This window comes from Photobacterium damselae, assembly GCF_003026815.1.
GTDB classification, from domain to species: domain Bacteria; phylum Pseudomonadota; class Gammaproteobacteria; order Enterobacterales; family Vibrionaceae; genus Photobacterium; species Photobacterium damselae.
In genome coordinates, this window is record NZ_PYOG01000010.1 from 58,013 (window position 1) to 83,151 (window position 25,139).

The 25,139-nt window shown below is 38.2% G+C and carries 19 protein-coding genes; 10 read left to right on the plus strand and 9 right to left on the minus strand.

Going from position 1 to position 25,139, the window contains the following annotated elements:
- The first annotated feature begins 2 nt into the window (after positions 1-2).
- Entirely contained in the window at positions 3-911 is a 909-nt protein-coding gene (locus CTN07_RS11160) for a metal ABC transporter solute-binding protein, Zn/Mn family (protein ID WP_005305080.1), read from the plus strand.
- A gap of 58 nt (positions 912-969) precedes the next feature.
- Here the strand turns inward: CTN07_RS11160 and CTN07_RS11165 are convergent, their stop codons facing one another.
- The gene (locus CTN07_RS11165; RefSeq protein WP_005305077.1) at positions 970-3,297 is read right to left on the minus strand and encodes an exo-alpha-sialidase; all 2,328 of its coding nucleotides are present in this window, start codon (positions 3,295-3,297) and stop codon (positions 970-972) included.
- Positions 3,298-3,714: 417 nt separating this feature from the next.
- On the opposite strand from CTN07_RS11165, the gene CTN07_RS11170 reads away from it, so the two are divergent.
- Positions 3,715-3,960: an HP1242/YdcH family protein gene (locus CTN07_RS11170; protein WP_036765661.1), complete on the plus strand. Its 246-nt coding sequence runs from the start codon at positions 3,715-3,717 to the stop codon at positions 3,958-3,960.
- An 80-nt stretch (positions 3,961-4,040) separates the two neighbouring features.
- Here the strand turns inward: CTN07_RS11170 and CTN07_RS11175 are convergent, their stop codons facing one another.
- A complete protein-coding gene (locus CTN07_RS11175) occupies positions 4,041-4,784 on the minus strand; it encodes a class I SAM-dependent DNA methyltransferase (RefSeq protein ID WP_005305074.1) in 744 nt (247 codons plus the stop codon).
- 387 nt (positions 4,785-5,171) lie between these two features.
- Here CTN07_RS11175 and CTN07_RS11180 point away from each other — a divergent pair, with 387 nt between their 5' ends.
- The gene (locus CTN07_RS11180) at positions 5,172-5,561 is read left to right on the plus strand and encodes a DUF2541 family protein (protein ID WP_005305072.1); all 390 of its coding nucleotides are present in this window, start codon (positions 5,172-5,174) and stop codon (positions 5,559-5,561) included.
- Positions 5,562-5,768: 207 nt separating this feature from the next.
- Entirely contained in the window at positions 5,769-7,226 is a 1,458-nt protein-coding gene (locus CTN07_RS11185; RefSeq protein WP_005305068.1) for a phosphoethanolamine transferase, read from the plus strand.
- 71 nt (positions 7,227-7,297) lie between these two features.
- Here CTN07_RS11185 and CTN07_RS11190 read toward each other — a convergent pair whose 3' ends face one another.
- Entirely contained in the window at positions 7,298-8,464 is a 1,167-nt protein-coding gene (locus CTN07_RS11190) for an MFS transporter (RefSeq protein ID WP_005305065.1), read from the minus strand.
- A gap of 563 nt (positions 8,465-9,027) precedes the next feature.
- On the opposite strand from CTN07_RS11190, the gene CTN07_RS11195 reads away from it, so the two are divergent.
- Positions 9,028-9,597, plus strand: coding sequence for a cytochrome b/b6 domain-containing protein (locus CTN07_RS11195; RefSeq protein ID WP_036765659.1), 570 nt, complete (start codon positions 9,028-9,030; stop codon positions 9,595-9,597).
- Positions 9,598-9,683: 86 nt separating this feature from the next.
- Here the strand turns inward: CTN07_RS11195 and CTN07_RS11200 are convergent, their stop codons facing one another.
- Positions 9,684-11,006: a serine hydrolase domain-containing protein gene (locus CTN07_RS11200; protein ID WP_005305062.1), complete on the minus strand. Its 1,323-nt coding sequence runs from the start codon at positions 11,004-11,006 to the stop codon at positions 9,684-9,686.
- 336 nt (positions 11,007-11,342) lie between these two features.
- Here CTN07_RS11200 and modB point away from each other — a divergent pair, with 336 nt between their 5' ends.
- Together modB and modC are read left to right on the plus strand one after the other, a co-directional pair.
- A complete protein-coding gene (modB, locus tag CTN07_RS11205; RefSeq protein WP_005305059.1) occupies positions 11,343-12,032 on the plus strand; it encodes a molybdate ABC transporter permease subunit in 690 nt (229 codons plus the stop codon).
- Complete coding sequence (modC, locus tag CTN07_RS11210; RefSeq protein ID WP_005305058.1) at positions 12,032-13,126, plus strand: molybdenum ABC transporter ATP-binding protein ModC; 1,095 nt, start codon at positions 12,032-12,034, stop codon at positions 13,124-13,126. Before modB ends, modC begins: the two co-directional genes overlap by 1 nt.
- A 144-nt stretch (positions 13,127-13,270) precedes the next feature.
- Here the strand turns inward: modC and CTN07_RS11215 are convergent, their stop codons facing one another.
- Both CTN07_RS11215 and CTN07_RS11220 read right to left on the minus strand, forming a co-directional pair.
- Positions 13,271-14,296, minus strand: a complete 1,026-nt coding sequence (locus tag CTN07_RS11215; protein ID WP_005305056.1) for a DUF2955 domain-containing protein — start codon at positions 14,294-14,296, stop codon at positions 13,271-13,273.
- A gap of 24 nt (positions 14,297-14,320) precedes the next feature.
- The gene (locus tag CTN07_RS11220; RefSeq protein WP_005305055.1) at positions 14,321-15,388 is read right to left on the minus strand and encodes an HlyD family secretion protein; all 1,068 of its coding nucleotides are present in this window, start codon (positions 15,386-15,388) and stop codon (positions 14,321-14,323) included.
- A gap of 103 nt (positions 15,389-15,491) precedes the next feature.
- On the opposite strand from CTN07_RS11220, the gene CTN07_RS11225 reads away from it, so the two are divergent.
- Complete coding sequence (locus CTN07_RS11225) at positions 15,492-16,370, plus strand: LysR family transcriptional regulator (protein ID WP_005305053.1); 879 nt, start codon at positions 15,492-15,494, stop codon at positions 16,368-16,370.
- 56 nt (positions 16,371-16,426) lie between these two features.
- On the opposite strand, the gene CTN07_RS11230 is transcribed toward CTN07_RS11225, so the two are convergent.
- Positions 16,427-16,699, minus strand: coding sequence for a hypothetical protein (locus tag CTN07_RS11230; protein ID WP_036765655.1), 273 nt, complete (start codon positions 16,697-16,699; stop codon positions 16,427-16,429).
- A 500-nt stretch (positions 16,700-17,199) separates the two neighbouring features.
- Between CTN07_RS11230 and CTN07_RS11235 the strand changes: the two genes are divergently transcribed.
- Positions 17,200-18,732, plus strand: a complete 1,533-nt coding sequence (locus CTN07_RS11235; protein ID WP_005305050.1) for a YfcC family protein — start codon at positions 17,200-17,202, stop codon at positions 18,730-18,732.
- A gap of 31 nt (positions 18,733-18,763) precedes the next feature.
- Here the strand turns inward: CTN07_RS11235 and CTN07_RS11240 are convergent, their stop codons facing one another.
- Both CTN07_RS11240 and malT read right to left on the minus strand, forming a co-directional pair.
- On the minus strand, positions 18,764-19,474 hold the full coding sequence (locus CTN07_RS11240; RefSeq protein WP_005305047.1) for a DUF4336 domain-containing protein: 711 nt from the start codon (positions 19,472-19,474) through the stop codon (positions 18,764-18,766).
- A gap of 18 nt (positions 19,475-19,492) precedes the next feature.
- Positions 19,493-22,201 carry an HTH-type transcriptional regulator MalT gene (gene malT / locus CTN07_RS11245; RefSeq protein WP_005305045.1) on the minus strand — a complete coding sequence of 903 codons (2,709 nt, stop codon included), beginning with the start codon at positions 22,199-22,201 and terminating at the stop codon, positions 19,493-19,495.
- Positions 22,202-22,623: 422 nt separating this feature from the next.
- Here malT and CTN07_RS11250 point away from each other — a divergent pair, with 422 nt between their 5' ends.
- Entirely contained in the window at positions 22,624-25,086 is a 2,463-nt protein-coding gene (locus CTN07_RS11250; protein ID WP_005305042.1) for a glycogen/starch/alpha-glucan phosphorylase, read from the plus strand.
- The last annotated feature ends 53 nt before the right edge of the window (positions 25,087-25,139 follow it).

Here is a 25,139-nt window from a genome sequence, read left to right on the forward strand (position 1 = left end):
TTATGAAAAAGTTTACCCTGTCATTAACTCGAACGGTTGCGATGACAACTGTAGTCTGTTCTGCACTAATAGCATCAGTACAAACCCACGCTGCTGATATATTGATTGCGACACCAGTGACCTATTTATTGGCTAGCGAACTCACACAATCAACACCACTGACGACGGACTATTTGCCACCTAAGCGCTACGGTGTAACAAGATTGCCAAATTGGTTTGCATCGAAAGGTGATGTGTTATCACAACAAGCAGCAAAGAAGGCTCAAGTTGCCGTCACTATTCAAGCTATTTGGCCACAAGACCCACTCTATGTTTATGCTCGTCAGGGTAACATTCGTTTAATTGAAGTTGATGCATCTCAAGCAATCTCTCCAAGAGCTCAAGGTGTTGCAGCTTTAATGTTGGATTCTGGCGAGATCTCACCTTATGCATGGTTAAACCCAACAAATATTTCTCGTATGGCTGCGATAGTTTCTGAAGACCTGCAGAAAGTGTGGCCCGAGCATGCAAAAATCATTGAGAAAAATCAGCAAGACTTAATGATTGAAGTGAGAAAGTTAATTAATCAGCAACAAAATACACTGATGGAAGCGGGAATTGATTCGGTGATATTACTATCGAGTGAGTTGGAAGATTTTGCTTCAGGTAATCAATTATTTGTTGTCGACCGTTTAACTAAACCTGAATTGGAATGGAATAACGAGGATATTCAGCAGTTACAAGCGTTACTTATGGATGACCCAAATACTTGGTTATTAACTTCTAAGCGATTAAGTAAAAAAATAAAAGATCTCTTACCTAAAGAGACGAAGATCCTAACGATTGATAGTATTGATCGTTGGGGAGGAAAGGGTATCGATAAAGAAAATCCTTTAGAGCGTTGGTATGTTGAGTTACCAATATCATCTTAAAAAGATACCGAATAGATAAGAAGCCGCAGCTGAGTTAGCCTCAACTGCGGTTTTTTAATTATTGGAGTAGCTGTTTTATCTTAGTTACAGGAACCGTTAATACTCGAATTTTTCGACTATTATCTTCCACAATGACCATCGCGTTTTCATTGTCTAGTTGATAAATATCTGAATAAGCAGAACCGCCATTAACTAATTGTATAGGTCCTTGCCAAGATGCGCCTTCATCAAAACTCATCCATAAGCCTAGGTTTTCACGACCAGAGTTATTAGCTAGATCTCCAATTGGGTTAGTAAAGAGCAAATAGTTAGAACCATCTGATTCAGTAAATCGTGTAATTGAGGCATCAACGGTATTTTTGCTTAAATTGGAGAACTGCTGATAGCCATAATTTTCAGGCATGTGCCAGGTCATCCCCCCATCATGGCTAATAAACTGATGTCTAGGTCCATAATTAATGTTATTGACCGTTTGGTTAAAATCAAGACGAGCAGTTAGTAAAATATCACCGTTATTTAACTCAACAATATCTGTTTCACTTGGTTCTAACGTCTCAAGGCGATTTGGTAGCCAGCGATAAGGAACTGGAAGATGGCTGGCCATATCCCACGTTACTCCTTGATCATCCGAGAAAACTGACGCTACGTTTAAAAAGTATTTATCAAGAGTTATTGCTGGATAAATAATACGACCATTATTGTTACCCGTTACTTCTGTTTGATGTTTAAGTTCAATACCGTGACCGGGTCCAGGGTTAACACTTGCGACACCATAGAAACTGTATGCTCGACCAGACTTATGCTTACTCCAACCTTGAGATTCAGGAGTATTGTTCATTTCGTTAGGATTAATGTCGGTTAAAGTTTCAGCATCATAATCAATAACGCGTTGTCCATTGACGTTTAGGTTTATATTCGCGATGTGAAGTCGTCCGTCATGGGCAGCATTAGTTTGACCAAATAAAATGTGTTTGTCTGCCGATGGTATGCCTGATAACGTACCGACAACTGCATCATCAATAGTTAATTGTGCCGTCTGAGTTACTGGGTCAAAATCCATGGCAACATTAATAAACCCTGCAATATTTTGAATTGTTGTTCTGATCAATTTTGCAGAATTTTGGTCGTCTAGGTAAGCAACAAGCCCATTCTCGTTAACGGCAAATGATATTTTATATTGCTTCGTACCATTAGCTACAACCAAATCATTATCTTTGCCGTTGTATATCTTTAATTTAGATTGTAGGGACCAACTGTTTTGTGAGGAAATTTCGTCAAGTGATTTGCTATAAAATTCAGAGCCAGACCAACCGACAATCTGTAATGTCTTTTCTTTAACATGGCTAGAAACATTTATTGGCGCTGACCAAGTATCATTTGCAACATCATAAGTACTATAAAAGACGCCACTTGCCATCCATGGTTTGATTTTATCGCCGTTTTGGGCTGCATCAGTTGGCCAGCGTACGTAAGAGACAGTAATAGTATCTTGCTGAGGGAGGTAAATTGGTCGAGGATCTGAAAAATCATATTCATCATTAAGGTTAATTTGTTCTGTCAAATTAACTTCAGGTCCCCAAGTACGTCCGTAATCTTTAGAAATACGAGTAATTATATCATTGGTATTAGTCACCGCTCCTGGGTCGCCACCTCCCATTCGTTTTTCAGCAAAAATAGCAACAGTACCAGGAGTTTGGCTACTTGTAACTAAAGATGGAATTCTGTCTGGAGTAGAGAAAACAGGGTCGCCGCTTATTGTAAACGTGATAGAGCGATAGTAAGCTTCACCTGCTTGTGAACTCGAACCATTTCCCCATGCGATCATATTTTGAGATGATGGGTGGCCTTGCCAATCACTTTTGATCAGAACGCCGTCAAAGAAAAAGCTAGCTGTTGGATTTGGGCCTGGATGAAAAACAATATCATACTTATGATAACCATGAACATCGTCACCTGATGCGAGAATAGTTGCGCCAGAACGGCCTTCAAATTCAGCTACTAAGTTTCCATTTTGTAATGAGATGATAGGTAAAAAGCGATGTTGTCCATTGGCATAATAATTAGTGATATAGCCACCACTGACGACACGCATCTCTGTTGATAATGTCCAGCCATAGCGAGTTGCTTGATTATTAAGTTCTGTCGTTGGGGTTATTGTCCAATTGGCTCTGCCATCATTACCGTTTACATACCATTCATCAACACCTTGATTTACTACAGCTTCACCATACCCTGAATTACTTAGATAATTATTCCAACCTTGTTCAATTGGTTCATCATTGGTTGGGTTATCAGAGGGAATAAATTGGTACACATGTGCAGCAAGAGGGGCAGAAAGAAAAGAGAGGATACAACCGGTTAGCAAACGTTTTTTGAATACACGCATTACATTAATCCTTGTGTAAATGGATGATCAAAATAGCTTTTTATACATCACTCTGAATGAATTTAAATGATTAATCTTGTATTACTAAGTGGATAGTCAACACCTCAATGTCTGATAAAGAAGTAAAATAAAGCTACTCTCAAAGAAATAAAACTTCAAATAATAATAATTGCAATGGAGATCTGCTCCACAAAATCAGTAAGGTAATATCACCAGTAAGTGATTTAATTTTTACTGAGTTTAACAAAGAAGAAATTTACGGTCTCATATCACATAAATCGAAAAATTTTATCGATATGATGGATATTCCTTATTGGATATAGGGTGCAATTTAATGACTCTAAGGAACCTAAATATTCGGTGAGGTGCTACATTTACCAGTAGGTGATTTATTTATCATATCAAGAGGGTAGGTTTATGCTAGGAGAGAACCATTCATTAGTTCACGAGTTTCCCGATTACATTGATACAATTTCCCATCTCAATCAAACTGATACAGCATTTGCTAAACAGTCGAAGCTTTACGATAACCTAGATAATGAGATCCGAAAACTGGAGCTTCGGGGGTCACCTATTGATGACCATGAAATGAATCTTATGAAAGCGGAACGAGCAGAGTTAAAAGATCGCCTTTACCAAACGATTATTTCAGCGCAGAAGTAAAAGGTAGCAGCTTACTTTTTCGTTACTGGGTATAAAGCAATGAGGCTCTTAAAGATTAAACTAAGAGCCTCAGTGATATGTCAGTTTTTAATACAAGCAAAAATGGCGTTACCGGATTGCTTATCCCAAGGAATGATCTTGTTGTAATCATGCTCAAGGATATGAACTTCAAAGTATGGTTCAAGTAGTGCTTTTAATTCTGGAAAACTTACCGCTACCATCGGATGTTGGTCTTGCCATACTTCCGTTACATCTTCTGTCGTTTTCTCAATGCTTAATTGTAAAGACTGCCTTTCACCTTCACCACAATAGTTCCAACCAGACTGAAAGGTGAAATTGCTATTCTCGAACTCTGCCGAATGACGCATAAAAGAACGATTATCAATTTTTGTTTTATCAACAGCATTAAAGCAGAACATGCCATTATCATTAAGTGCTGCATGAACACTAGCGATACATTCTTTTAGTTTCTCAATACCATCATTATAGTGGATAGAGTATAAGAAGCAGGTAATCAAGTCTTGCGGTTCATCCAACTTAAAATCACACATGTTTTGTAGTGTGAAGTTAGCGTTTGGACAACGGATTTGAGCCATATCTAGCATAGGTTGGTTAATATCGAGCCCCCAGCTTTGGTATCCCCAACTGGTCAAATGCTCTATATGAGGTCCAGTACCACAAGCAAGATCTAAATGTTTAGTACCTGAGTTGCCAAATAGTTGATGGATTCTGCGGATATTATAACTTTGCTCATAGTAGTTAATATCTGCACACATTAGGTCGTAGTAACCAGAAAGATCGGTGTATAAAGCGTTATATGACATCGATTGTTTATTTTAGATATGATTTAAGAATAAAGAGCGCGCATCATATAGTAAAGCTCAAAAATAGCGAATGTTTTTAGGTATAAAAATCAAATGCAGGTCATATTTTTTCAATTATCACTAATGATTTAATTTATTTATCGTGAAGATTTAATTATTTCATTGAAAGGATGATATTCTATTAATGAATCTATTTAACATGAAATTGATATTCATCTTAGTCAAAATTATGAAAATAGAATAAGCTATATCTAAGTTATATTTAATTAATGGTTTTATCTCTATTGTGAAAAAATTGATAACAGTATTTCAAAATGTTTTTTAATTGATTTTTTAAATTTTAATATTATTATGAACACTATTCTATAGCGGATATATCATACAAATATGACATTTAAGAAGTTTTTTACTCAGTTACTGGTTGGTGTGAGTTTATTAGGTTCTGCAACACTTGCTCACGCTGATGATCAATTTACTCTTGGTCGTACAATTTTATTAGAGCATGGAAATCTGGCGGCTAAAATTCCCGTACCAGCTTGTCGTTATACTAATGCGATTAAAGTTAAAGCAGAGCGTGATGTTCGTTTACGTAAAGTTGTAGTTCATTTTCAGAATGGTGAAAAGCAAACTATTAAATTTTATCGTGATTTAGATAAAAATGAAAAAACGGCATGGCGATACTTTGGCTTTCGTCGTTGTGTAACAAGCCTTGATGTTTATGGTAACTCAGAGCGTACTACTGGTGGCATCCGAGTTTATGGTCGTAAAAAAGACTAATATTTAGGCCTATATTTAGTTTTATCAGGGGCAGAGATTGATTCTCTGCCTTTTTGTTATGTTTCTCTTTCATAAGCAATAGATTACTTAGATTTCACAGTTAGTTAGGTGGTACTTTAGGGTATAATATGCGTTCTAGTGACGATAAGTTACTTGAGTGTAGGATTTGTTATACCGTTATTGGTATCCATTATACCGTGATTTATTATGAAATATGTTGTGCCTTTGTTGCTGATTATAATATCTTACCTTTTAGCTTTGGGGCTAGATTGTAACGAATATTCGATACTCTTTTCAGTTATTACTTTATTTTTATCCCTTTATCTATTATCAGCGAATAATATTGTAAAATACGGTGTGGTTTTACCTCTTTTTTTCCTTCCTATTTTTTATTTTTCATCTGGGATGCAATATGGGCACCCCAATTTAGGTGTAATTGCTTCTGTTATGGAAACAAATAATCAAGAAATGTTTGAGTTTTTAGGTGATATTCCTGTAATAAACTTGATATTAAATTTACTGTTATTTGTTTTATTTATTTTCTATTTGGTTAAAATTAAGACAGAGCCTGGTAAGTTGAAAATCGTTCTGGGTTTAGTTGTATTAATTTTTTCGCCTATATATGCTTTCTATCGCCATATCTATATTAGTGGTGGACACTATATTAAAGAACATCGAAGTCTATTAGCGAGTGAGACGCAAGCACCTAACTGGCAGATTCTTTCTGTTCAACCTAAATATAGAAACTATGTTGTTATCATAGGGGAAAGCATGAGAAAAGATTACCTCTCTGCTTATGGTTACCCCATTGATACCACTCCATTTCTACGGCAAACGAAAGGCCTGCTGGTGGATGGATATATTTCGACTGCACCTAATACAGCTATTTCTTTGCCTAGAACATTAGCGATAAGTGATGGTCTTCATATTCAACCTGCCGATAATTTTATTACGCTGGCTAACAAAGCTGGATTTGAGACCGTTTGGATTTCTAATCAAGGTTTCCTGGGTAAGTATGACACTGCGATTTCTTCTATCGCTGTTAGGAGTGACAAAAAGTTTTTCTTAAAAAAGGGGGGATTTAATAGTTCTAACCATTATGATTCGGAATTATTACCTATCTTCACTGAGCAGCTGGCCCAAAAATCAGAGAAACCAAGATTGTTTGTACTTCATTTAATGGGGTCTCATCCTAAGTTTTGTGATCGTGTAAAGCAGGATATTTATCATCTAAAAGATAAACAGCTTTCATGCTATCTATCGAGCTATCATGAAACAGATCATCTGATAGCCCAGGTCGTTAATGATCTAAAGGCGACTCAACAAAGTTTTTCTCTTGTTTATTTTTCGGATCATGGGCTTAATGATCACATTAAAGGTTCAGGATCTAAACTAACTCACGGTAATCAGTTTCGTTCTAACTATGAAGTTCCATTTGTAAGGATATCTAGTGATGATAAGCGCCATCATGTATTGAAAAAAACGATTAGTGCCTATTACTTTCTGCCGTTTTTCTCTCGTTGGATAGGTGTAGAGACTCGGCAACTTAAGCCGTTTAGCTGGAAGCAGGCAGGAAAAAATGTCCGTGTGTTCAATTGGAGTAAGATGATTCCTATTGATCAGTTGAAAGCAGATCCTGCTGATATTGTTAGTCAGAAGTCGTAGTTTACGAGTGAAAAAAAGCTGAGGTTGTGGAGGCCTCAGCTTTTTTTGTGACTTATTTTTGGTGTTGCTGGTTAGCTTGCCAATACTTGAGGTTTGCGGCGTACACTTGCAAGCAGCATATAAATAGCAGTAGCCAGTAATACAATAAAGAAGAAATCCATTAACCCGTTTGGTTGTGCCATAAACTGGTTTGCGCCAATAGGGCCTAGTGCAGAACCTACACTGTAGCTAAATAACATTACCTGTGTTGCAGCGACAATCTGTGAGGATTCTAATTTGTCACACGCTAACGTAATTGCAATTGGATAAAGGGCAAAAGAAGACATACCCAATAGCGCCAATGCTGTGATTAGAATATAAAAATCACTGGATAGGTGAGTGATACCCATAGCAAACACACCAAGCAGAGATGCTAGCGCAAGCAATACTGTTTTACTCATACGAGTTGATAACTGACCAACAATAGGTTGAATAACCATACCACCTAAGATAATTGCAGCCATTAAAACGCCAACTTGTTCGGTATTTAATTGACTTTGTTTTAGTGCTAGAGGCATTAATCCATAGATGGTACCCATAACAACGCCAGAAGTAATACAGCCAATAATAGCCGCTTTGCTGAGACGACTAATTTGCTTCAAAGTTAGTGGCTTATGTTCTGTGCAACTAGGCTGACCTTGACGAACAAAAAGGGGCGGTAGAATAGCCGCAAAGAGTAGGCCAAGAATCACACTAAATGGGCCAAATCCTTGAGTACCAAAGATACCTACGGCAAGCTGACCAATCGTTGTACCACCATATAGTGATGTCATATAGATACCTAGACGGCGAGCACGCTCTTTTGCGCTATCACCAATAAGTAACCATGACTCGACGACAACAAAAATACCTGCAACCGCCATCCCTGCAATTAAACGTGCAAATAACCAAAGATCTTTGTTAGGAAACATTGGTAAAGCAACAACGGGAAGCGCCAGTAAACTTAAAAATACAATAAAAGAGATACGGTGGCCGATTCTCGCAATGATCGGTTCGATCATCATTGAGCCAATCAGCAGACCAACGTAATAACTACTTGCTAACCAACTTGCATAGCTTGAATCGATTTTAAAGCTTGCAAGTGAAAGCGGCACAAGACTCATTAAGTAGCCTGATGCAACAGCAAAAATAGTTAGGCCAGCAACTGGCACGAAGATTCCGTTACTTTTACGGCAATCTAAAGTAGTGGTCTGTGTCACTACCGTATCCCCACAAATAAGAGTCATAAATAATAGATATAAACGAAGACAACCCAAACTTGATGCTTTTTTAAAAAATAAAAAACAACACAGTTTAGGTTATTCAAATCTATCGTTGAGAGTTGGTTTTCGATTGAAAACAGGTGGAATATGACGCTAAAAAAAACATTAGTAAAATGAGAAAAACTAATCCGAAATGCGGTTTTGATTCATTTTATTAATGAAAGCAGAAGATTAATTAGAGCTAATTGTATTGTTATGCTTGTTAGTATTATGGTTTTTTGGATTTATCTTTATTTTTCAATGTGATATGGTTGTTAGTTGTCATTATAAAACATTGTTTTAAAGTAAAATGGTTAGAGTTATAAACGATGATTTTCTAGCAAAACCCGTTAAGAAAAGAAAAAATTTATCGTCATAATAAAATTAGATGTGGCAGTAGCACATAGAATGATTAGCTAAAGTATAAAACTTCAAATAATACGAATTTATCATACCAATTCATAATCCATTCATCTTCTACTGTTATTATATTTTTAAAATTCTACTTTGAGTTAATATAAATGACTGAACAACCTTTTTTCCCTAAGCTTCATCGCTTAATTCACTGGTCATTAGCGTTTGCTATTCTTTTTATGCTATTAACCGTGGTTCTAAGATCAACATGGTTAGATAAAAATAGTGTTGCGGCTCTGATTCAATCAGGGTTGAGTAGTGATAATTTAACGATCACCTCTCAACAAGCGATAACTATTGCTAAGTCAATTCGTAATGAGATGTTCCAGTGGCACTTCATTGTTGGGTATGTCGTTGGCTTGTTGTTAGTGGCAAGAGCGTACTATTCAAAAAAAGTGGGCGTTTTTATGCCATCCCCGTTTAAAAAGAATACCATTCACGATCGTTTACAAGGCTTGCTCTATATCGCATTTTACTTCTTTATTGCTGCGGTTGTGGTAACAGGTTTAGCTATTCATTTTCTTGGTCATGACTTTATTTGGTATGCTCAATTTAAGAGCTTCCATAAATTATCATGGTGGGGAATCTTAGGCTTTATGGTGATCCATATCGGTGGTGTGATAGTCGCGAATGGCAAACATAATCGAGATACTATTACCAAAATGGTTAATGGTTAACTTAATATCTTCAACTCGAATTTTCTAATTTAGATATAAAAGAGTTACTTAGCCGTATATGCCTAAGTAACTCTTTTTTATGTCAATTAGTTCACACGGGCAAATCGTGATAAATAGCGACCGTCTTTAGCAAAAAAGACAATTTCTTTTGTAGTTTCATTGCTATTTCTATGTATTCGGATCTTGTTATCAATGCCTTGGGCAAAAAGAGTATTTCTATTTTGAACCATTAAAGGAATGCGAAATTGGCTGACTTTTGCCACCAGCTCTCCATCTTGATATACCACTTGTAATGGTACGCCTAAACTGTCCATGTAATTACCGATAACATCGACGTCATCTTGCCATGGTGCCAAATGCTTGATTGGGGGCATAACCTTATAAATAGGTAATTGCTTATTAAGTAGACGTACCAGGTCGACGCTGAATAGCTCAGTATTGGTGTTACTGAAGTTACTCAGGGCTACAATGGTCATTTGAGACTTAGGCTCATACATCAAAATAGATTTAAAACCATCAATATGCCCACTATGAGTGTAGAAATCCGTCTGGCCTATCTCTTTAGCAAATAAGCCATATTGATGCTGATACATTTTATCTAAGCTTTCTTGGTTAATGACTTGGCCACTAGCCAGAGCTCGACTCCATACCAGCAAATCTCGACTGGTAGAAATCAGTTCACCGGCAGACCAAGCGCAACCTGTTGGAGTAATATGAGCGTTCAATAACCCCGAGAGTTCATAAGACTTAGCTAACTGAAAAGATAGGGTTAACTTCATTGAACTGTCTTTCATACCTAGAGGCCGAAGAAATTGCTCTGTAATGTATTCGTGATAAGGGAGGCCCGATGCTTTTTCAATAATCCTACCTAATAAATAGTAGCCGTTATTACTGTAGTTAAACATTAGAGCCGGAGGGTAGGTTTTAGAGCTAGTAATAACGGGGTTGATTAAATTCTTTTTACTACAAGATTGAGTTGCATCACTCCAGTTAAAATCACGACCAATTCCCGCTGTATGATTCATCAACATACCAATTGTAATATTTTTACTTCGACTCAAACTTGGAAAATAACGTGATATTGGCGTATCAATAGAGAGTTTTTTCTGTTCGTTGAGTTTTAGTATAGCAGCAGCGGTAAGTTGCTTTGTAATATCCCCAACTTTAAAGAGATTGTTCTTTTCTATGGGACGTTGCATTTGTACATCAGCATAGCCAACAGCTTGCTCAAATAAGATCTCATTCTTTTTGGCTATGATGACGTTACCACTAAAGCGGCCGTACTTGTTTTGATGTGTTAAATATTCAGATAAAGCCTGATTTGTCGCTGCATCCAGTGGAGTGGCGTAAGAATTAACGCTGGTAAGTGCACAAAGAGACAGTGCACATAATCCGATTAAGCGTTTCATGGTTCCCTCAAATTTATAAATCCATTCCGCCAGCAATATAACACTTGTATTTGTAGTGATATTTAATGAGCTGAAAACAAAATAAATAAATGCGAATAACCGTATAAATATGATTAGTAATGCTATATTTGTTGCATAAAAAATTAGAGAGACTTAAAAGAGTCTTTCCAAAAAATTGGAATGTTTTGCTTAAAAGATAAACAGATTATAGGGTTTCGATATGTATTTAAGGTTATATCGGTTGTTAGATTCATATATAATGTGGCGAATAAAAACATTGCTACAATAAAGATCTTGTTGTGATGTGGTGCTATTAACCGTTGAGGTCTGTTTTCTGTGTTAACCGATTATGAATTAACTGCGCTTTTATTAAGTTTGAAAATAGCAGGCGTAGCTATTGTTTTTAGCTTGCCTATGGGAATTTTTTTAGCTTGGTTATTAGCGAGAAAACAGTTTATTGGTAAAAGTATTCTTGATGGTATTATCCACCTCCCATTGGTTCTGCCTCCAGTGGTTATCGGATATCTACTCCTAATTTCTATGGGACGACAAGGTTTTTTGGGTAAGTATCTGTATGAGTGGTTTGGGTTCACCTTCAGCTTTAGTTGGCGAGGAGCTGCACTTGCGGTCGCCGTTGTCTCTTTTCCTTTAATGGTTCGTTCTATTCGTTTAGCGATTGAAGGGGTTGATCAGAAACTGGAGCAAGCAGCAAGAACATTAGGCGCAACGCCTCTTAAAGTATTTTTTACTATCACATTACCATTAACGATTCCGGGAATATTAACCGGAGCACTACTGGCGTTTGCTCGTGCGCTTGGTGAGTTTGGTGCAACCATTACTTTTGTCTCTAATATTCCGGGTCAAACCCAAACGATACCTCTTGCAATGTACTCTTTTATTGAAACCCCAGGAGCAGAAGAGCAGGCAGGACGTTTATGCGTGATTGCTATTGTGATAGCACTCTCTTCTCTGTTTGCTTCTGAATGGCTGACCCGATTAGCTCGTCGTCGTTTGGAGGCTAGATAATGAATAAGAATATAACTAGCTTACAAATTAAGATAAAACAACAGTTGGGTGATTTAGCATTAGACGTTGCTGTGAACCTTCCTTTATCGGGGATTACTGCAATTTTTGGCCGTTCAGGAGCGGGTAAAACATCGTTTATTAATGTGCTAAGTGGTTTAACACAACCCGATGAAGGGGCTATTCATCTTGGTTCTCACTGCTTAGTGGATACGGCGAGAAAGCTTTGTCTGCCACCAGAAAAACGCAATATTGGTTATGTATTTCAAGATGCGCGTTTATTTCCTCACTATACGGTAAAGGGGAACTTGAACTACGGTTGTCGAGAAAAAGATCCTAATCACTTTAATGATGTCGTTAAACTATTAGGTATTGAGGCCTTGCTAAATCGCTATCCTGCATCACTGTCTGGTGGTGAGAAACAGCGAGTTGCAATTGGTCGAGCACTATTAACCAAACCTGATATGCTGTTAATGGATGAGCCATTAGCGTCACTAGATCTCCCTCGGAAACAAGAGCTTATGCCATATTTAGAACAATTGGCAAAGCAGGTTAATATTCCAATTGTTTATGTTACGCACAGTCTCGATGAAATCCTACGATTGGCTGATCATATGGTGATGCTCAATCAAGGGAAGGTCGTCGCTTCTGGTCATGTTAATTCTGTTTGGGGCTCTCCTGAAATGCGCCCTTGGTTACCGCCGAAAGAACAGAGTTCGTTAATCAGTGCCCGAGTTAACTACAATCATCCTAACTACGCTTTAACGCAAGTGATGTTGAGCCATAATGCTTTTTTATGGGTGAGCCGTTTATCTTTACATCGAGGAGAATGGGGTCGTGTCCGTATTTATTCTAATGATGTCTCGATCACTCGAGCAAAGCCACAACAAACCAGCATTCGAAATATTCTGCGGGCCCGTGTTGATAAGATCCATCATGCGGAAGATGAAAGGGTGGAAGTAAAACTCCGAGTAGGTGAAACGCATTTATGGGCCAATATTACTCTGTGGGCCATTGACGAGCTGCAATTACAAGTCGGTGATGAGGTGTATGCACAAATTAAAGGGGTGAGTGTAACTAAAGATGATTTGGCTTAATAAGTACTTTAAATCACTTATGTTCAAGCTTACACCTTAATATCACTAAGTAATAATGGATGAAAAAATAGCGCTAAGAGTTTTAGGTCTTAGCGCTATTTTTATAGTCCGGATTTGATAGTTCAAATAACCGAATTGAAGAGGTTATGACGTTGATTCTTGAGTGTCATGGGAGACACAAGGCATCAGTTTATGCAAGATGATATGAGTGGCCCATATGGCAATAGACGTTAATATTACGGCTACGACAATAGAGCTAAAACGATACAGTATCGAGAAAAATGCGTCTTTTTGCTCTGGAACCAAAGAGGTCGTTAATGGAACAGAAAGTGCTGACATGGCAGAAAATGCAATACTAGATTTAATACTCCCTTGTGCCAACCAAACACAGAAAAATCCTGCTGCAATTGTGTAGGCCATCCAGAATAAAAGCCCATTATCAATCCAAGTATATAATCCGAGTTGAATTATCATACCTGCACAGCACCCAAGAAATGTACCAATAATACGAATCTTGGCAGCTCCCATACTCCCTATTAGCGTCATTGGGGTTAAAACAATAAAGATAGACGCTTGAGCTGATAGAGAATCACTTAGATCACCAAATTGAAAAACCAAGTAAGCAACCATTGCAACTGTCCATCCCATTGCGGCTTGACGAACCATGCCATATTCATCTTTGGTCACTTCATTATTTACCGTAACAGGCTGCGGAGTCGCGCACTCTGGCTCGGGAAATAAAAAGTAAGCTAAAGCGGTAATGGGAGCCGTTGCTAAACCACACATCCAAAGATTAATACTAAACTCTTCAATATCAAAGAAGTTATAACTGGCGAAGTTTAATAAAATAGAGCCAATTAATAAGCCAGTGAAACCAAATAGATAGGTGCTTTTATGCTGCATAGCTACACATTTAAATAGCATCATAATTGCAACGGCCATGGTCATCAACAATGGATAAGGTTGGAAGAAGCCAACAAGTAAGCTAACTTGAACCGTGACCCATACAATCCCTAAAACCAACTGAACATGCAGTGGTGTACTCCATCTGTCTGCTTGTACTAACACAAACATAGGCAATAAGGCGGCGAAAAAACCATATGACCAGCCGAAGATCATACTAACGGCTAGCCCCATTGAACAGCCAAACCAAATCCGCATTGTTTTCATATCGGACTCCTTATGCTCTATTGATTAGTAGATGTAGTGGAATACACTCGCAATCCAAATTTCAGCAGAAGCCATAAATTGCCAAATTGGATTTTCAGTTGGATAAATAACAACTGTTGCCCGAGAGCCTACAAATAATTGTTTTGGCATTGGTTCTTCGCTTACTAAATTGACACGAATTCGTTGAGCATCACGAACCCAACGATTATTAACTTCAACTGTGGTTAATTGGCCATTTGGATTTTGTTGTGCAGAAGAGACACCAAAGTCACGACTGGCAATTTTGAAATCAAATACTTCGCCTGGTAGGGCATCATAAGTAACGTATGCGGCAGATTTATCATTAATGAGCGCGGTCGCTTTTTCACGAAAATCAGCTGATACCCACATGTTATCTGTCGGTATAAAAGTAAGAATCGGTTTATTGGCACTCGCCATCGTACCTTCATCTAGCTGCATATTGGTGATGACACCATTGCTAGGTGCTTTAACTTGGGTATGAGATAGGTCTAATTCTGCTTGCTTTAAAGCATTCTCAGCCGCATGGACCATAGTACTGTCGCCAGGAGTTGAGCCTAGCTTTGCTTGAATCACGAGTAATTGTTGCTTAGCTGCTGCAAGGTTAGAACGTGTTACTTTATCTTGAGCAAAAGCATTGTCACGCATGGACTGCGAAACTAAATTTTTATTAGCTAATTTTTGGATTCGATTATATTCACGATTTGCATTGTTATAAGCTGCTTGCGCCGTGGCAATTTGTGCTCTGGCTGCATCGGCTTGGGCATATAGCGCCGTTTCTTGTTCGTGAGCTTGGGCTAAGTTTACTTTAGCGCGCTCTACAGCAATCTGATATTTACTGTCATCTATAGTAAATAATAGTTCGCCTTTTTTAACGTCCTGATTATTTTTAACTTTTACCGATGTTACATTGCCTGATACTTCTGGAGCTATCTGTACAACATAGCCATGAACACGACTTTCAGTAGTTAAGGGTGCATGGCGATCAGCAACAATAATGTATGCTAAAAAGATTAAAAACAAAATGATAAGACATCGCATCCAACGGCGGAAAGCAGATTCTGCAGTTTGCATAATTAACTCGATTGATAGAGAAAAACATTCCAAACATTATAGAAATTGCTGACTCGATTAAATAGAATGACAAATATGACATTTGAGACCTAAAAGTAGGACAATGAAAGTATCATTTGATGATTTATACTTGTTTATGTTGACTGTTCGTCATGGCGGGATCAGTTCAGCTGCGAAAGCGTATTCGATGCAACGTTCAAAGGTAAGTCGTCGATTACAAGAGTTAGAAAAATCAATAGGATGTCAGTTACTTATTCGTACAACACGCCATATCGAATTGACTGAAAATGGTCGAGCATTGTATGAACAAATCAGTCAACCATTAACATCTGTCAATCAAGCGGTGAATCTATTAGAGAGTCGGCAAAAGGAGCTTCAGGGTGTTTTGCGAGTTGCTGTTCCTGCGGCATTAATCACATCTAGTATGTTTTCTGCTCTTATTGAACGTTATGCTCAAGACTTTCCAGGTGTTGCACTTGAAATAGAACAAAGGCAAGACAGTGTTGATTTAAAAAGAGAAAATATTGATCTTCAATTAATTCCAAATAATATCAAAGTAGTTAATTTAGATTATGTTCAACAAACGTTATTACCTTTTCCTTGTGTATTAGTCGCATCGCCAAATTATCTAGTCTCTAAACCCGAACCAAAACATTTTGATGATCTTTATGATCATAAAATACTCGTGAGCCGCTATAACGTTAATGCCTTGCCGGATGAGCTTAATAAACGTTTAATTTCTGATGATCTTCATCTTATTCAGCATATGGCGATAACGGGTCATGGTATTGCTTTATTGCCGTTAATATTGGTAAGAAGTGCATTAGAAGCAGGGGATTTATGTTGCGTATTAGCTGATGAGAAGCATCCAGAGATTAAACTTACGTTGGTTTATCCTGCTACTCAATATTTACCTGAAAAAACCCGAGCAATGGTTAAATTACTCCGAGATGTTTTTGTTCATGGGGTGGCGAGTTTGTAAGTTTTATATTAAAAACGCCGACGTGGGCATTCGTCGGCGTTAATGGACAAATCAGGCTACTGAGCTTTCTTTTCCATTGCTAGTCGATATTCATCAACATCATGGACCCATGAAGGTTTATTGATGTATTTTCCGATAGCAATAGCTGGAATAATAAATAAAAACATGGTGGTAGCTTCTTTCAAAAACGCAATAGCTTGAGCTGTATCATGTGATAAATAATTGAGTAGAGCGAGGGCGCAAGTAATGATCCCCAACATAACCAACACCGCAAATCCAACTAAGGTTAAACCAAGAAGTTCACGAAAATAGAGTTTAGACGCTTTCATTTTACCACTCCTTTACTGTGATCGCGGGCGCGTCTGGGGGCGGAGGGATCACAGAGGCTATTCAGTCCTAAGAATAATTACGCTGTTATTAATACTACTCTGATTGGAAGTGGGAGTAGTGATGTGGATCACAAAAATATTTTCATAATGATGAACGTGCTTAAATGCATAGTTTTATGAGATAAGAACATCATTTTCTAAGAAAAATAAATGAAAAATCACATACATAGTTAAAAGGCAAATTGCATACCTAATAATGATTTTTTCATCTCTAAAAATGCAAAATAACAAATCAATTAAATATTAATGAAATAAAATTCTTACTAAAGTTAACAGTGATAAGAGATATTATGATTTCTTAGTATTTTAGTTGGATAATTATGTACTATTTTCTGAAATAAATACCAATTGAAAATATTAAAGATCTTTTATCTGTTAAATAACGTATATTTGTATGATAGCTTCATTAAATATGTACTTGTTCAAATAAGGATATATTTATGAATAAGATTTTTGGCTTTTTTAAGAGCATGACTTTTCCTAGTGCATTTACCATCCTCTTTTCTATTACTATTATTGCGGTTGCATTTACTTGGATTATTCCTGCTGGTTCCTATTCAAAGCTGTTGTATAACACCAGCGATAAAATGTTGCAGATTACCTCTCCTGTCGGTGAAGTAACACAAGTTAATGCAACTCAAACTGAACTGGATAGGTTAAATATAAAAATTAATATCGATCAATTTACCTCTGGTGTAATACGAAAACCAATTGCTATCCCTGATACTTATGAAGAAGTTGCTCCAATTCATAAAGGGATGATGGATGTAACACAAAGCATGGTTGAAGGCACAATTGAAGCTGCTGATATTATGGTGTTCATTTTAATTCTAGGTGGAATGATCGGCATAGTTAACAAGACAGGTTCCTTTAATTCAGGCTTAATTGCACTATCTCATAAAACGAAAGGACATGAATTTCTACTTGTTTTTTCAGTGAGTCTTGTGATGGCTTTAGGAGGAACAACCTGTGGTTTAGAAGAAGAGGCGGTAGCATTTTACCCCATTCTTGTACCAATCTTTTTATCCTTAGGTTACGACTCTATTATTTGTGTGGGCGCGATATTTTTAGCAGGTTCAATGGGAAGTACTTTTTCTACCATAAATCCATTTTCTGTTGTTATCGCTTCTAATGCTGCAGGAATTCCATTTACAGAGGGGATTGTTTTTAGGACTTTAGGTTTAATCATCGCTTTTTCTGTTGTTATCTCTTATTTGTATTGGTACGCTAAAAAAGTAAAACAGACACCGTCTTTCTCTTATACCTACTCTGATCATGAAGCATTTGAAAAAAGATTTTTAGAAGATGTGAATCTTGATGCTCCCGCTCCATTTAATATTAGAAAAAAATTAATTCTTACTCTATTTGTTGCCGCATTTCCCCTAATGATATGGGGTGTCTCTGTCGGTGGGTGGTGGTTTCCTTCGATGGCCGCATCATTTTTAACTATCACCATTGTGATTATGTTTATTTCAGGTTTAAAAGAAAAAGAGCTCATTGATTCATTTATTAAAGGGGCTTCAGAATTAGTCGGTGTGTCCCTTATTATTGGCTTAGCAAGGGGAGTTAATATCGTATTGGATCAAGGTATGATCTCAGATACGATTCTTTTTTATGCTTCTAATATTGTATCTGGTATGGAAGGCAGTATTTTTATTATATCGATGATGTTTGTCTTCTTTTTGCTGGGCTTTATTGTTCCTTCCTCTTCAGGGCTTGCTGTTTTATCAATGCCAATAATGGCTCCATTAGCAGATACCGTGGGGATCCCAAGAGATATTGTGGTTTCAGCTTATAACTGGGGACAATATGCAATGCTATATTTAGCACCAACAGGGCTCATATTAGCGACGTTACAGATGTTAGATATGTCATATAATAAGTGGTTAAAATTTGTATGGCCTATGGTGCTCTTTGTCCTTAGCTTTGGTGCTATTTTGCTTGTGATTCAGGTGAAACTGAGTGGTGCCTAGTAACGTAACTATATAAGGTTTACTGGAGAATTCATTCTTCATGGTTTGATAAAGGTAGCGTGTCATTTAAGACCCAATGAAAAGCTTTCGCAAAGAGAGCTTTTCCATCTGTTTCAATAACTTGTCCATGTGAAAGAATAATTCGGTCAAAAGGCCAAGTAAGAATTTCTTGTAAAGACTGGCGCATTCGAGTTTTATTGTGAAAGCTCAATCGCCAGTAATAAGGCATAGCAGGGTTGAAATAACAACCATTGATTAAGCCTAATAAAATTGAAATAGGAGAGGTTCGATTTTTTAACCACACCAATGAATCCCCGATAATTAATGTACGAGACAGAGGGTCACAAAATATTACTTCTTCCATGGTGTCACTGCCTTTAAGGACGGTTTGCAGTAATTGTCCGTGCCATAAAGGTTCAGTTTTAGTGTTTAGGGTGCCATCAAAAACCAGATCAGAGCGTTTTTGTTGTAACCCTGGTGGGGCATAAAAATAAGCCGATGGATAAGCTAACCACCATTCAGATAAAAACAGATGGTGGTTAAGGTTTGGTGTGACAACCATTGCAACGTGTCCGAGCTTTGATAGCTCAAGTTGCAGTTGTGTGGTCAGTTGGATTGGCGAATGAATGAAGAGTTTCTCGTCCGCTAATTTAATGATGGTCATACGACTACCAACAGCAATCCCCAATTGTGAAAATTGCCCATCTTGGTACCAGATACGATCCTTCATCCATTCAATCATACAATTTCCTTATCGTTATTAAATCCCCATTAGACCAATAAGCTCTTCTGCTGTGGTTATGGCTTCCTGACGATTGGCAATTCCTAGCTTTTGATACAAATTACGGATATGAGTTTTAATGGTCGTTGCTGCAACATCAAGCTCTGATGCAATTTGTTCATTACTGTAACCTGAATAAATTAATCCTAAAACCTGCCATTCTCGTTGGGTGAGGGGGCTGGTGCGGATAAGCTCAGGAATATTGGGTAGCGTTAACAGTTTCTCGACAAAGTCTTCATCGAAATGAACAGAGCGTGTCCGTTCTTTATTATTCATTTCACGCAGTAGTTGCTGAGCTCGATACAATGCTAGATCGGAAAGATGCTGTTTTTGAATCAATTCATCGAGTAGTTTTGCCACAATTTCGGCATCACATAGGAAGTTACCAACCATGCCTGTATTATTAGTCAACAATAATGCATTTTTGAGTTTACTCAAAGCAACTTCTTTATTACCCATCTGTTTATAGATAACGGCTTCGAGTACTAGATTTCGGTTATTATCTGTGACTAGATTATGTTGCTGGCATGCCGCATCAAGCATATTCATAATGTCTAACGCTTGCTGATAATGGCCCAGATACATGTTGGCGCGAGCAATATTACGCCACTGCAGTTGCTGAAAGTGATTACATGCCTGTTGTGGTTGCTCTGCTTTTACTAAATAGTGCTCAATGGCTGTAATTTCGCCTTTTTGATGCCAATAAAGAAGGCTAGAAAACTCGCTGTTTGCCCGCCAATCAATATGAAAAGCAGAACGTTCCATTAATTCATCACATAAAGTTAGGTAACGAGCGGCTTTGTCTAATTCCCCACGAGTTAATGCGATTCGAGCTAACATTGAGTAAGCGTGTAAAGAGTAATTATCTTCAAAAGGCGCTAAAACATCTAAGCTTTTTTGTGCGCATTCTTCCGCTTCATCTAATCGATTCCAACACCATAAAATTTGAGCTTTTAGGCGTAGTACAAATTCATGAAGAGGGACTTGTTGTAAATGTTGTTCACGAATTAATTTGAAAGCTTGTTCCAGAAGTTCAAAGGCCGCTTGTACATAACCTTGTGCCACCAGTATTTCACTTTGTTGGATCAGAGCCCATAGAGCTTGGTGGTATACATGGTATTGACGCGCTAATTTTTCTGTCTGTTGCATCATAGGTAAAGCACGGTTTAGGTTACCGATGCAGTGGTGAACTTCACCAACAACAGAGGTTGCAACAATGCGACTGCGATAGGTATTTGATGGTAATTGCCCTAATGATAACTCAGATAATTCAAGGGCCTCTTGTGGATTGTTTTGGTTAATCGCAACTTGAGCGCGTAAGGCATTAAATTCACCTTGCAAGCCATCATCCAGAGTAATATTACGATGAGTCATTTCAATTTCAGCTTCGTTGAGCAATGCGCCTACGTCATCATATTGGTGCTGGCTTTGTGCTAACCAGGCTCGTAATAAAGCAAGACGAGGAGTGCTAAATAAAGCATCACGGCTTAGCGCACTAATTGCTCCTTCAAGTAATTTTAATTCACCATGATGAAAGAGTTTCCAGCCATGCTCGACAATAATATCAACAGTCAGCTGTTCATTTTGTCCTTTTAATGCATGGGCTAATGCTTGCTGTGGGCTATTTTGTTTCAGCCATGCTTGAGCTGCAAGAGTATGAAGATGATCTTGCTGTTCTGGTAACCGACTATGACGCTGGTGGTTAAGAAATTCTGCAAATAAGTTGTGGAAGCGGTACCAGTTATCATCGCTATCTAAGGTTGTTAAAAATAAACCAAAGCGATTTAACGATTCAAGTTTCGCTAGGCTATCACAATAACCTGTTAGTTCTGTTACTAATACAGCATTAAAGGTATCGAGTACCGAGCACTGTAATAAGAATTGCTGTGTTTCATCATCCAATTGATCAAACACTTCTTCAGCCAAGTAATCCCATAGATGACCGCGATTAAATTGAGCCATGGAAAGGGCGGATTGAGCCAAATGCTGTGGTTTTTGTTGAGCGTGGAGAGCAATTAATTGTAGCGCAGATGGCCATCCCTCAACTTGAGAGTGCAATGTGTGTAGCACTTGAGGTTCCACATCGGCTTTTATTCTTTGGCCAAAAAAGCGTTCTGTCTCTTCTTCATCAAAAGCAAGCCATTCGTTATCAACTTCAATCAGTTGATCTCGAACGCGAAGATTCGCCGTATTAAGTGGTGGTTGGGTGCGACTGGTTAAGACTAAAGTTAGGTTATCTGGCATATGTTTTAAAAAGAAACGCATGCCATCGTGAATGTCTTCATTGGTGATGACATGATAATCATCTAATACCAAATAAGTTTGCTGTTGGTAATCGGCAATTTCTGCAAATAACTCACCAAACAAAGTGGTTAGGCACGCAAATTGGCGACGTTCTGCCATAGCTTGAGTTTTAGGTGCTGCATCTGAAGTGCCACGGTTTAGCGCTTGAATCAGATAGTTAGCAAAGCGAAAAGTATCATTGTCGTTATCATCAAGGTTTAGCCAGCCCGTGGTTGGGTGCTCACTAAGCCATTGAGCTGCCATGGTTGTTTTTCCGTAACCTGCTGGAGAGCGGAATAAAACCAAACGATAAAATGGAGCATGCTCAAGGGTGGCTAACAGTCTTGGGCGCAAAATTGCGTTGTATAGACGGGCTGGGCGAGTGAGTTTCGATGGTATCCACATAATTCTTACTTCACTTATCGGTTGCCAGATAAACGACAACAGTAGGGATTTATTAAGATTTGATAAAAATGTGTCCTACATATTTATTCAAACCTAATTTATTTATGTTTACTTTACCTGTTTAGAGGCAAATTCGATGCGATATCTTTCATCTCAACCCTAAATTTATGAGTGCTGTCACATATCTAACCTATGCAACTAAATAATAACGGGCAATTTACACATTGTTCAATACTATAGATTGCATATGTACTTTTCAGTCTCCGCCCTCAAACTGCGGTGAATGTCACAAAATACAGGGAATTAACGTCACTACGCCCTTGCTACTCCTCCCTAATCTTTTCTTTTTAGGAGGATGTTTTTATGGCACTAAGGGCGCAGGATAGAAAGTAATCGGACTAATCGAAGAGTGAGATAGCAACATGACAACTCGTGCTCCAAAACAGCATTTTGACAAGGAATTATTCAAAAACGCCGTTAAGAAACATTTGTCGGCAACGTATGCGCAAAGTAGCGCAACAGCATCATCTCGTAGTTGGTACTTAGCTTTAGGTCGTGCTTTAGCTGAAATTAGTACTGAAGGTCTATTAACCACTGCGGATGCGGTCGCAAAAGCTAATACTCGCAGTGTGAACTACCTATCTTTAGAGTTTTTGATCGGTCGTTTAACCGGAAATAACTTAATTAGCTTGGGCTTATATGAAGAAGTATCTCAGGCGATGGAAGAGTTGGGCCAAAACCTAACGGATTTATTAGAAGAAGAACGAGATCCCGCGTTAGGTAACGGTGGTTTAGGTCGTCTTGCTGCATGTTTTATGGACTCTCTAGCAGCTCAAGAATACCCAGCCGTTGGCTATGGTTTACATTATGAATATGGTTTGTTCCGTCAATCGTTTGAAGATGGTCGACAAACTGAAGCGCCTGACGCATGGCGTGGTGTTGAAGGTTATCCTTGGGAAGTCGTACGTCCTGAGTTGACACAAAACGTGGGTTTTTATGGCCATGTAGAGCAGTATCAAAATGAGCAGGGTGAAACTTGCTCACGTTGGATCCCTGGTATGTTCGTTGAAGGCATCGCATGGGACCTACCAATTATTGGTTATGCAAATAAGAGCGTTTACCCGCTACGCTTGTGGGAATGTCGAGCACCAGCTCCATTTAATTTAGCTCGTTTTAATGATGGTGACTATGTTGGTGCTCAATACAGTCAGCTAGAAGCCGCTAATGTCACGAAAGTTTTATATCCAAATGATAACCACGAGCAAGGTAAAGTACTGCGTCTAATGCAGCAATATTTCCATTGTGCTTGCTCAGTTGCTGATATCCTTCGCCGTCATAATGCATTAGGTCGCGATATTCATGACCTTGCGAAGTTTGAATCTATTCAATTAAATGATACTCACCCAACGATTGCGATTCCTGAATTAATGCGCATTTTACTGGATGAATATCAACTAAGTTGGCAGCAGGCATGGGCTATCACATCAAAAACTTTTGCCTACACTAATCATACGTTGTTGCCAGAAGCTCTTGAAACATGGAGTGAAAATTTAATAGCACAGTTGTTACCTCGTCATATGGAAATCATTTTCGAGATTAACCATCACTTTATGCTGCAAGTGGAAGCACATTGGCCAAATAATAATGAAGTAAAACGCAAGCTTTCGATTATCCAAGAAGGGCCTCAACGCATGGTTCGTATGGCTAATCTTTGTGTTGTTGGTTCATATGCAGTCAATGGTGTTGCAGCTCTGCACTCAGAGCTAGTTAAGCGCGATTTATTCCCTGAATTTAACGAATTATTCCCAGGTCGTCTGCAAAATGTGACCAATGGTGTAACGCCTCGTCGTTGGTTGAAATTCTGTAACCCAGGTTTGTCTGCATTAATCAGTGAGAAAATTGGTACTGAATGGCCTGCGAAGCTGGAACAGTTATCTCAACTGGAGAAATTTGCAGATGATAAAGCGTTCCAGCAACGTTATATGGCAGTAAAGAAAGCCAATAAACAACGTTTTGCTGATTGGGTGCTTGATAATATGGGCATAGAGTTAGATACCAACGCCATCTTTGATGTTCAGATTAAGCGTTTGCACGAATATAAACGTCAGCACTTAAATCTACTTCATATTCTATCGCTATATCATCGTCTACTGAATGAACCAGAATTTGATATGCACCCTCGTGTATTCATTTTTGCGGCTAAAGCTGCACCGGGTTATGCGTTAGCGAAAGATATTATCTTTGCCATCAATAAAGTGGCAGAGAAAGTGAATAATGACGCTCGTTTAGGCGGTAAGTTGAAGGTTGTGTTTGTGCCTGATTATCGTGTGAGTTTGGCTGAAATTATTATTCCAGCGGCAGATGTATCTGAACAGATTTCAACAGCAGGTAAAGAAGCATCAGGCACAGGTAATATGAAGTTAGCACTAAACGGTGCATTAACGATCGGTACTATGGACGGTGCAAACGTTGAAATTCGCGAAGAAGTCGGCGATGACAACATCTTTATCTTTGGTTTGCTTGTTGATGAAGTGATGAAAACCTTAGAACAAGGTTATCAGCCATATGACTATTACCACAATAACGCCTTATTAAAAGCGGCTTTAGACCTATTACAAGGTGATGAATTTACACCAGGACAATCAGGTCAGTTACAAGCCATTCGCTATAACTTGCTTGATGGTGGTGACCCATACCTTGTTCTGGCTGATTTTGCAGATTATGTGAAAGCGCATGAACGTATTGATGCTGAATACCGAGACCAACAAAACTGGGCTCGTAAAACGATATTAAATACAGCATTAGTGGGTAAATTCAGTTCTGACCGTAGTATTCGTGACTATGTTAATAACATCTGGAAACTGACTGCGGTTCATCAGAAATGAGTTAAACCTATCTATAAATAGTTATCGGTATATAAGTGGCTTAGTATGGTTTC

What these genes read in the sequence shown, in the direction of transcription:
- CTN07_RS11160 (WP_005305080.1), top strand. Translation starts at nt 3, where the DNA reads ATGAAAAAGTTTACCCTGTCATTAACTCGAACGGTTGCGATGACAACT.
- CTN07_RS11185 (WP_005305068.1), top strand. Translation starts at nt 5,769, where the DNA reads ATGAAATATGTTGTGCCTTTGTTGCTGATTATAATATCTTACCTTTTA.
- CTN07_RS11175 (WP_005305074.1), bottom strand. Translation starts at nt 4,784, where the DNA reads ATGTCATATAACGCTTTATACACCGATCTTTCTGGTTACTACGACCTA.
- CTN07_RS11235 (WP_005305050.1), top strand. Translation starts at nt 17,200, where the DNA reads ATGAATAAGATTTTTGGCTTTTTTAAGAGCATGACTTTTCCTAGTGCA.
- modC (WP_005305058.1), top strand. Translation starts at nt 12,032, where the DNA reads ATGAATAAGAATATAACTAGCTTACAAATTAAGATAAAACAACAGTTG.
- CTN07_RS11170 (WP_036765661.1), top strand. Translation starts at nt 3,715, where the DNA reads ATGCTAGGAGAGAACCATTCATTAGTTCACGAGTTTCCCGATTACATT.
- CTN07_RS11195 (WP_036765659.1), top strand. Translation starts at nt 9,028, where the DNA reads ATGACTGAACAACCTTTTTTCCCTAAGCTTCATCGCTTAATTCACTGG.
- CTN07_RS11215 (WP_005305056.1), bottom strand. Translation starts at nt 14,296, where the DNA reads ATGAAAACAATGCGGATTTGGTTTGGCTGTTCAATGGGGCTAGCCGTT.
- CTN07_RS11180 (WP_005305072.1), top strand. Translation starts at nt 5,172, where the DNA reads ATGACATTTAAGAAGTTTTTTACTCAGTTACTGGTTGGTGTGAGTTTA.
- CTN07_RS11250 (WP_005305042.1), top strand. Translation starts at nt 22,624, where the DNA reads ATGACAACTCGTGCTCCAAAACAGCATTTTGACAAGGAATTATTCAAA.
- CTN07_RS11165 (WP_005305077.1), bottom strand. Translation starts at nt 3,297, where the DNA reads ATGCGTGTATTCAAAAAACGTTTGCTAACCGGTTGTATCCTCTCTTTT.
- malT (WP_005305045.1), bottom strand. Translation starts at nt 22,201, where the DNA reads ATGTGGATACCATCGAAACTCACTCGCCCAGCCCGTCTATACAACGCA.
- CTN07_RS11225 (WP_005305053.1), top strand. Translation starts at nt 15,492, where the DNA reads ATGAAAGTATCATTTGATGATTTATACTTGTTTATGTTGACTGTTCGT.
- CTN07_RS11230 (WP_036765655.1), bottom strand. Translation starts at nt 16,699, where the DNA reads ATGAAAGCGTCTAAACTCTATTTTCGTGAACTTCTTGGTTTAACCTTA.
- CTN07_RS11200 (WP_005305062.1), bottom strand. Translation starts at nt 11,006, where the DNA reads ATGAAACGCTTAATCGGATTATGTGCACTGTCTCTTTGTGCACTTACC.
- CTN07_RS11240 (WP_005305047.1), bottom strand. Translation starts at nt 19,474, where the DNA reads ATGATTGAATGGATGAAGGATCGTATCTGGTACCAAGATGGGCAATTT.
- CTN07_RS11220 (WP_005305055.1), bottom strand. Translation starts at nt 15,388, where the DNA reads ATGCAAACTGCAGAATCTGCTTTCCGCCGTTGGATGCGATGTCTTATC.